Annotated in this window: 9 protein-coding genes; 2 read left to right on the plus strand and 7 right to left on the minus strand. The window is 58.8% G+C overall.

Annotated elements, in window-relative coordinates; all coding sequences use genetic code 11:
• Positions 1–8 precede the first annotated feature (8 nt).
• Together GIW04_RS25540 and GIW04_RS25545 are read right to left on the minus strand one after the other, a co-directional pair.
• The gene (locus GIW04_RS25540) at positions 9–800 is read right to left on the minus strand and encodes a phosphate/phosphite/phosphonate ABC transporter substrate-binding protein (protein ID WP_120248625.1); all 792 of its coding nucleotides are present in this window, start codon (positions 798–800) and stop codon (positions 9–11) included.
• A 9-nt stretch (positions 801–809) separates the two neighbouring features.
• Complete coding sequence (locus tag GIW04_RS25545; RefSeq protein ID WP_120248624.1) at positions 810–1,739, minus strand: fatty acid desaturase; 930 nt, start codon at positions 1,737–1,739, stop codon at positions 810–812.
• Positions 1,740–2,041: 302 nt separating this feature from the next.
• Between GIW04_RS25545 and GIW04_RS25550 the strand changes: the two genes are divergently transcribed.
• Complete coding sequence (locus GIW04_RS25550; RefSeq protein WP_003193728.1) at positions 2,042–2,464, plus strand: GNAT family N-acetyltransferase; 423 nt, start codon at positions 2,042–2,044, stop codon at positions 2,462–2,464.
• Between the two features lie 120 nt (positions 2,465–2,584).
• Here the strand turns inward: GIW04_RS25550 and def are convergent, their stop codons facing one another.
• From def to GIW04_RS25565, 3 genes are all read right to left on the minus strand, one after another.
• On the minus strand, positions 2,585–3,124 hold the full coding sequence (def, locus tag GIW04_RS25555; protein ID WP_003193731.1) for a peptide deformylase: 540 nt from the start codon (positions 3,122–3,124) through the stop codon (positions 2,585–2,587).
• Positions 3,121–4,074: a YihY/virulence factor BrkB family protein gene (locus GIW04_RS25560; protein WP_003193733.1), complete on the minus strand. Its 954-nt coding sequence runs from the start codon at positions 4,072–4,074 to the stop codon at positions 3,121–3,123. The genes def and GIW04_RS25560 overlap by 4 nt, the downstream gene beginning before the upstream one ends.
• A 180-nt stretch (positions 4,075–4,254) precedes the next feature.
• Positions 4,255–4,440 carry a CsbD family protein gene (locus tag GIW04_RS25565; protein WP_003193737.1) on the minus strand — a complete coding sequence of 62 codons (186 nt, stop codon included), beginning with the start codon at positions 4,438–4,440 and terminating at the stop codon, positions 4,255–4,257.
• Positions 4,441–4,641: 201 nt separating this feature from the next.
• Here GIW04_RS25565 and GIW04_RS25570 point away from each other — a divergent pair, with 201 nt between their 5' ends.
• A complete protein-coding gene (locus tag GIW04_RS25570) occupies positions 4,642–5,019 on the plus strand; it encodes a hypothetical protein (RefSeq protein ID WP_034134348.1) in 378 nt (125 codons plus the stop codon).
• A 164-nt stretch (positions 5,020–5,183) separates the two neighbouring features.
• Here GIW04_RS25570 and fadD1 read toward each other — a convergent pair whose 3' ends face one another.
• Both fadD1 and GIW04_RS25580 read right to left on the minus strand, forming a co-directional pair.
• On the minus strand, positions 5,184–6,875 hold the full coding sequence (gene fadD1, locus GIW04_RS25575) for a long-chain-fatty-acid--CoA ligase FadD1 (RefSeq protein WP_032895580.1): 1,692 nt from the start codon (positions 6,873–6,875) through the stop codon (positions 5,184–5,186).
• 382 nt (positions 6,876–7,257) lie between these two features.
• On the minus strand, positions 7,258–7,386 hold a 129-nt coding region (locus GIW04_RS25580; protein ID WP_236479313.1), incomplete at its 5' end, for a hypothetical protein.

Below are 7,386 nucleotides of genomic sequence, written 5' to 3' on the forward strand. Positions count from 1 at the left end.
ATATAACTCTATTGAAGTTTCGGGTAGCCGGCGCTGGCGGCCTGCCGTTGGTAATCCAACACCACCTGATAGTCGTCTTCGCTGGCAGGGAGCACGGTTTGCACACCCAAGGTTTGCGTCACCTGCGGCAGGTCCTGCAACGCCAGGTTCATCGCCTCACGAATCTGCGCCACCTGCACGTCGCTCAAGCCCAGCGCGCCTATGTAGGGCAAAGTCGGGCTCGGCGCGCTGCGGGTGATGACGCGCAGGCCCGCCACCTCTTCGGGGGCGAATCGGGCGAGGTAGTCGTAGGTGACGCTGTCGATGGCAGCGAGGTCGGCGCGGTCTTCACGCAGCCAGCGCAAGCTCTCGCGGTGGGCGCCGCTGATGCCGACGCTGGCGAAGAACCGCCCGTCGCGCTGCAACGGCGCCACGCAGTGACGCAGCAGATTCATGCCGCTGTTGGAGTTGTGGTCGTTGATCACGCCACGACTGCGGTAGAACTGCGCCAAGCGGGTACGCGGGTTGTCAGCGCGGGTCAACAGCAGGCTGCAATGTTCGCCGTGGCTGCTGTGGGCCAACTCGTAACGGGGGCGCCCAATGATGCGCACCTGGCCGCGCAATTGGGTCATCAGCGGGTATCCGCAGGTTTGGCTGACGAGCAATTGCGGCGAAAGCCACAGGCCGGGCAAGTCGAGGTGGTCGGCGTCAAGACGATGCAGCTTCAAGCGCTCAAGGATGCGCGACAGCCAGCGTTGATTGGCCTGCTGGATGGGCTGGGGCGCAACGTACATGCGCAGGTCGGCGTAATGCTCACTCATGGTCGCCTCTCAGGCAAACGGGTGCCGGGGGCTGTCGATGGCCTTGAGGCCGTGGCGGCTGATCAACTGGCCGTAACCCTGCACCAGGAAACCGCCGCTGCGCGCCAGCCACTGCTCGCGCCGGGCACGGTACACCCTGGGCAGCAGGTACCACGGCAACTTTGGCAGATCGTGGTGTACCAGATGCAGATTGTTGTTGAGAAACAGCCAGGCCCAAGGCCAAGACGCTTCGTTAAGCACTGTGCGCTGTTCCGGCCGGAGATGGGGGCGGTGCTCATAGTAGGAACGGATCGAGGCCAGGGACAAGGCTGGCACGCTGACCAGCAGCAGGTAATGCCACACCGCAAGCGCGCTGTAGTAGGCGATGAAAATCAGCATCAGCACAGTGACGGCGCCGTGGGCCAGCCACATCGGCCATACCTGAGGCAGACGTTGAAATTCGTGACGTGCCAACCGGCCAATCGCCAACGGCGCTGCCAGCAGGAAGCGGCCAAGCACGGTCTTGGTCAGCCAATGCAGGCCACGTTCGAACAGCGAGCTGTTGTTCCATTGCTGCTGATTGAGGTAGCGGCTTTCCGGGTCGATGCCCGGTAGGGTCAGGTCGTGGTCGTTATGGTGCAACAGGTGGCTGTCGCGGTACAGCGTGTAGGGGTACCACACCGCGAACGGGGCATAGCCGAGGAGTTTATTCAGCCATAACGAACGAGTCGGGTGGCCGTGGAGCAATTCGTGCTGCACCGATAGCCACAGGGTCACCAGCGGAATCAGCAGCAACATGCTCAGCCACAGGCCCAGCCACCAGCTGCCAAGGATCACCGCGAACCAGCCGGCATATACGCTGATCAACAGCAGCCAGGTCGGCCACTCGGTTCTTGCCACAAAGGTCGTCGCCAGGGCTTCGATTTCCCGGCGGTGGGTCGGATCAAGGTAATTGGCCATCGGCAGCTCAGAGCAGGTGTTTCCTGCTCTGTGCAATGAGGCGGGAAAATCTTGCAGATCGTTTGGTTCTAAGCTTATAACTCAGTGACCGAACAGGCCTGCTTCGGATTTTTTGGTCTTCTTGTCCGCGCGTTTTTCATCCGCGGTCTTTGCCGGTTTTTTCTTCGCGGCTTTCTTTGAATCCATACCTTTGGCCATGATGCATGCTCCACTAACAGGGGATGTAGCACTGGGTATACCACCTATTGCCCGGCAGAAGGCGCTTATAATCCCCTGCCCTGGATAACGCTTGTCTGAACCCCATGCCCCCATTGCACATCGAACCGCTGGCCGAGCCTCTGTGGCCACTGCTGAACAAGTTTTACCGCAGCCACAATTCATCGATGAAGGCGCTCAAGGGCGGCCGTTTGTGGGTAGTGCGAGATGGCGAGATCGTGGCCGGCTTGTGCTTGAGCCCGGTGGTGGGCGGGCAGTGGCTGACGGGGGTGTTTGTGGCGCCGACTCATCGTGGCCAGGGGCTGGCGGCTCGATTGATCGGCGAGGCCGTGGCGGGTATTGAGGGGACGGTTTGGTTGCTGTGCCATCCGGACCTGGAACGGTTGTATCAGAGGATGGGGTTCAGCCAGGACACGGTTTTGCCGCAATCGCTGAGTGAACGGCTGGTGCGTTACAAGCGCAATAAGCCGATGATTGCGATGGGGCTCAATGCCCAGGATAAACACTGAACCCATGTGGGAGCTGGCTTGCCTGCGATGGCGGTGGGCCAGCCAATCTATCTGTGACAGATACACCGCTATCGCAGGCAAGCCAGCTCCCACAGTTGAACTGTGGGTGTGTCAGAAGGGCTATTCGTCAGCCGTTGGGTCCAGCTCCGGGAACATCACTTCAATAAACCCGAATTTGCTGAAATCGGTAATCCGCGACGGGTACAGCCGGCCGATCAAATGGTCGCACTCATGCTGCACCACCCGCGCATGGAAACCGTCGGCAAAGCGTACGATCGGCTCGCCTTTGGGGTCGAACCCTTCGTAGCGAATCTGCTGGTAACGGTTCACGGCGCCGCGCAGGCCTGGCACCGACAGGCAACCTTCATAGCCCTCTTCCAGTACCGGGCTGAGCGGTGTGATCAGCGGGTTGATCAGGATGGTCTGCGGCACCGGCGGCGCGTCCGGGTAGCGTTCGCTGGCTTCGAAACCGAAGATCACCAGTTGCAGGTCCACCCCAATCTGCGGCGCGGCCAGGCCAACGCCGCCCACGTGCTCCATGGTCTGGAACATATCGTCGATCAGTTGCCACAGCTCCGGGCTGTCGAACATTTCCGGCGGTACCGGCGGGGCGATACGCAGCAGGCGCTCGTCGCCCATTTTCAGGATTTCACGGATCATTGTTCAGGCTCGGTCATGGGCTTGGAGTGGTCCCGGCCTAGGCCAGAGACGTGTTGTTTTTCATCGGTGTGGCCCGGCTCGCCTATTTCTTTCTCACCGGGGTCCTTGCCCTCGGCAGACATATGCTCGATGACCGCGTTCATCTCCGCGCCCAGCAGCAATACGGCGGCAGAGATGTAGAAATACAGGAGCAAGACAATGATCGCGCCGATGCTGCCATACATGGCGTTGTAGTCCGCGAAGGTCTTGACGTAGTAGCCAAAGCCCAGGGAGGCGACGATCCATACCACCACGGCCAAGACGGAGCCGGGGGTGATAAAGCGAAACTCCTGCTCAACGTCCGGCATCACGTAATACATGAGGGCCACGGCGAACATCAGCAAGATCACAATCAGCGGCCAGCGCAGGATGGTCCACAGCGTGACCACGAATTCCTGCATGCCGATCTGCCCGGCCAGCCACTCCATGACCTGTGGGCCCAGCACCATCAGCGCGGCGGCGGCCAGCAGCATGCCAGCGATGCCCACGGTGTAGAAAATCGACAGTGGGAAACGCTTCCAGATCGGCCGCCCTTCCACCACGTCGTAGGCGGCGTTCATGGCGCTCATCATCAGGCGCACGCCCGCAGAGGCCGTCCACAGTGCGATGACGATACCCACCGAGAGCAAGCCGCCCTTGGACTGCTGCAACTGATCGATCACCGGGTTGACCTGTTCCAGCGCCTGGGGAGGCAACACCAACTCCGATTGCAGGCGCAGCCAGGTGAAGAAGTCAGGCAGGTGCAGGAAACCGATCAGGGCAATGAGAAACAGCAGGAACGGAAACAAAGAGAACAGCATCTGGTAGGCCAGTGCCGAGGCGTAGGTAGGCATCTCGTCATCGACGAATTCCTTGACGGTGCGTACCAGCACCTTGTGCAGCTTGAGACCATCGAGTACCGGAAAAAGCATAGCGTCTCCTTTCGCCGCAAAGAGGTTGAGTTCGTGGGCGACTCAGGGGCCGTTTTCTACATCAAAGTAGCCCATTTGGCGACTTTGAAACAATTTCGAAAGTTTAGTTGCACCTTCAGATACAAAAACGGCCATCCGTGGATGGCCGTCGGGCTGCTGGGGGCTGCCCGCCAGGACGTGTTACTCAGTGGCTTTTTTCACTGCGTCCTTGGTCTTGCCCACTGCTTGCTGCGCTTCGCCTTTTTTCTCTTGGATCACGCCTTCAGCACGCAGTTTGTCGTTGTCTGTGACTTTACCGACGCCTTGCTTGATGTTACCCACAGCTTCGTTCGCCAAGCCCTTTACCTTATCGGAAGTGCTGCTCATGGTATTACTCCTGATAACAATCAAATGGTTTTTGGTCACTACGTAGCGGTTGACCTGAAGCGCAACGGCAGAGTTTCAATTATTTTTGCGCAAGCATTTCATCGAAAGCGGCAGGTTTGGCTTTATGTTTTGCAGCCAACCCACGAGAATGCCCGGCACATTCAGGCTGCAACGCTGAATAACAGATCCCGTAGGAAGGTTATGAAACTCAATAAAGCACAGGCCATTGCCCGCAGAAACCAGGAACTGGGCGGTGCCGTACTCGGCGTCAACAACTGCCACTTCACCGACCTGGACCGCAAACGCAACATCTGGTGGTTCGACCTGCCGGTGGGGCGCATTGCCGTGGGCCAGTACGAGTGGATCCACCTGTTGATGCACAACGCCGACACCGACCAGTTGCTGCACCTGAAGGTGCCGACCGTGTTCCTGCGTGAAAAACTCGAAGGGCTGGTGGTACGCAATGCGGGCAAGCGCAAGCCGGAGATTACCCTGGAGTTGAGTGCCGATAAGGATTCGTTCTTGAAGGACGTACGCCCCGCCGGTGCGGGTGTGAGCTTCGCGCAGTTCGTGCTGTAACCCCGGTAACCCTGTGGGAGCGGGCTTGCCCGCGATAGCAGTGAGTCAGGCGATACAGCAGTAGCCGGTGTAGCGCTATCGCAGGCAAGCCATCTCCCACAGGCGGTAAGTGTTTCGCCAGCGCCCCCTATAAAAAACCCCGCATCAGCGGGGTTTTTTATGGGTTACTTTTTAAGACCGAGTTTCTTCAGCTCTTCATCCCGCAATTCACGCCGCAAGATCTTGCCCACGTTGGTAGTCGGCAACGCATCACGGAACTCCACGGCCTTGGGCACCTTGTAGCCGGTGACGTTAGCACGCATGTGTTCCATCACCTGGTCCTTGGTCAGGGTAGCCCCTGGCTTGACCACGATGAACAACTTGATGTGCTCACCGGATTTTTCATCCGGTACGCCGATGGCCGCACACTGCAGCACGCCCGGCAGGCCCGCCAGCACGTCTTCCAGCTCGTTGGGGTAGACGTTGAAACCGGAGACCAGAATCATGTCCTTCTTGCGGTCGACGATACGCATGTAGCCGTCTGGCTGGATGATCGCGATGTCGCCGGTTTTCAGCCAGCCTTCGCTGTCGAGCATCTCGTCGGTGGCGTCCTGGCGCTGCCAGTAGCCCTTCATCACTTGCGGACCTTTCACACACAGCTCGCCGGTTTCACCCAGTGCAAGCTCGGTGCCGTCGTCGGCGATGACTTTACACGCGGTGGAAGGCACCGGAATGCCAATGGTGCCGATCTGGATGTGCTGGATCGGGTTGACCGTGGCCACCGGGCTGGTTTCGGTCATGCCGTAGCCTTCGCAGATCGCGCAGCCGGTCACCGCCTTCCAACGCTCCGCCGCTGCCAGTTGCAACGCCATGCCCCCCGACAGGGTGACCTTCAGCGCAGAGAAGTCCAGCTTGCGGAAACCTTCGTTGTTGCACAGCGCCACAAACAGGGTGTTGAGGCCGACGAAGCCGCTGAACTTCCACTTCGACAGTTCCTTGACCATCGCCGGCAGGTCGCGCGGGTTGCTGATCAGGATGTTGTGGTTGCCGATCAGCATCATCGCCATGCAATGAAAGGTGAAGGCATAGATGTGGTACAGCGGCAGCGGCGTGATCAGGATCTCGCAGCCTTCGTTGAGGTTGGAGCCCATCAGCGCCTTGCATTGCAGCATGTTGGCCACGAGATTGCGGTGGGTCAGCATCGCGCCCTTGGCCACGCCGGTGGTACCGCCGGTGTATTGCAGCACGGCCACATCGCCGCTGGCCGGGCTGGCATCGTTGACCGGCTGGCCATGGCCCTTGGCGAGCACGTCGTTGAACTTGATGGCCTGAGGCAAGTGATAGGCCGGGACCATTTTCTTCACGTACTTGATCACGCTGTTGATCAGCACGCGCTTGAACGGCGAGAGCAGGTCGGCAACTTCGGTGACGATCACGTGCTTGACGGCGGTCTTGGGCACGACTTTTTCAGCCAGGTGCGCCATGTTGGCCAGGCAAACCAGGGCCTTGGCCCCCGAATCATTGAATTGGTGCTCCATCTCCCGCGCGGTGTACAGCGGGTTGGTGTTGACCACGATGAGGCCGGCGCGGATCGCACCGAATACAGCGACGGGGTATTGCAGAACGTTGGGCAGTTGCACGGCGATTCGATCGCCAGGCTTCAAGTCGGTATGCTGTTGCAGATACGCGGCAAATGCGCCGGACAATTCGTACAATTCACCGTAGGTGATGGTCTTGCCCAGATTGCTGAAAGCCGGTTTGTTAGCGAAGCGCTGGCAGGACTGCTTCAGTACCGCCTGAATATTCGGATACTCGTCTGGATTGATCTGTGCAGCAATCCCGGCGGGGTACTTATCCTTCCAAAAGTCTTCATTCATGGAAGCCCACTCCTCAGCGACGCGAATTCATCATCGCATTTGATGCGATTATTATTGGTGTATGTTTTTAGGTGAGTCTGGCGCTTTCAAGCAGGCCTAGAAGTCACAAAGCGCGCCGAGAGTAGCAGCTTTGCCAAGGGCCGCCTAGAGCCAAAAGCGGGCCCTACAGTCATAAACATGACTCAAGAATATCCAATGGTCACTTTTAGAGCAAAAATTCTATAACCCCAGAAATGGCTCTAGAACAGGCTTTCAAGGGCGAAAAATACAGTGTGGGAGCTGGTTTGCCTGCGACAGCGGTGGACCAGTCAATTCAACAGGTGACTGAAACACTGCTATCGCAGGCAAGCCAGCTCCCACATTTTTTGTACCCGGTTTCAATTCAAGCGATGTCGCGCAGCTCCCGGCGGAGGATCTTGCCCACCGGCGTCATCGGCAACGACTCCCTCAACACAATATGCTTGGGCACCTTGTACCCGGTGAAGTTGGCCTTGCAGTACGCCTTCAGCTC

Origin of the sequence: Pseudomonas sp. PA-4-8C (genome assembly GCF_021606625.1) — a bacterium.
GTDB lineage: Bacteria > Pseudomonadota > Gammaproteobacteria > Pseudomonadales > Pseudomonadaceae > Aquipseudomonas > Aquipseudomonas lactis.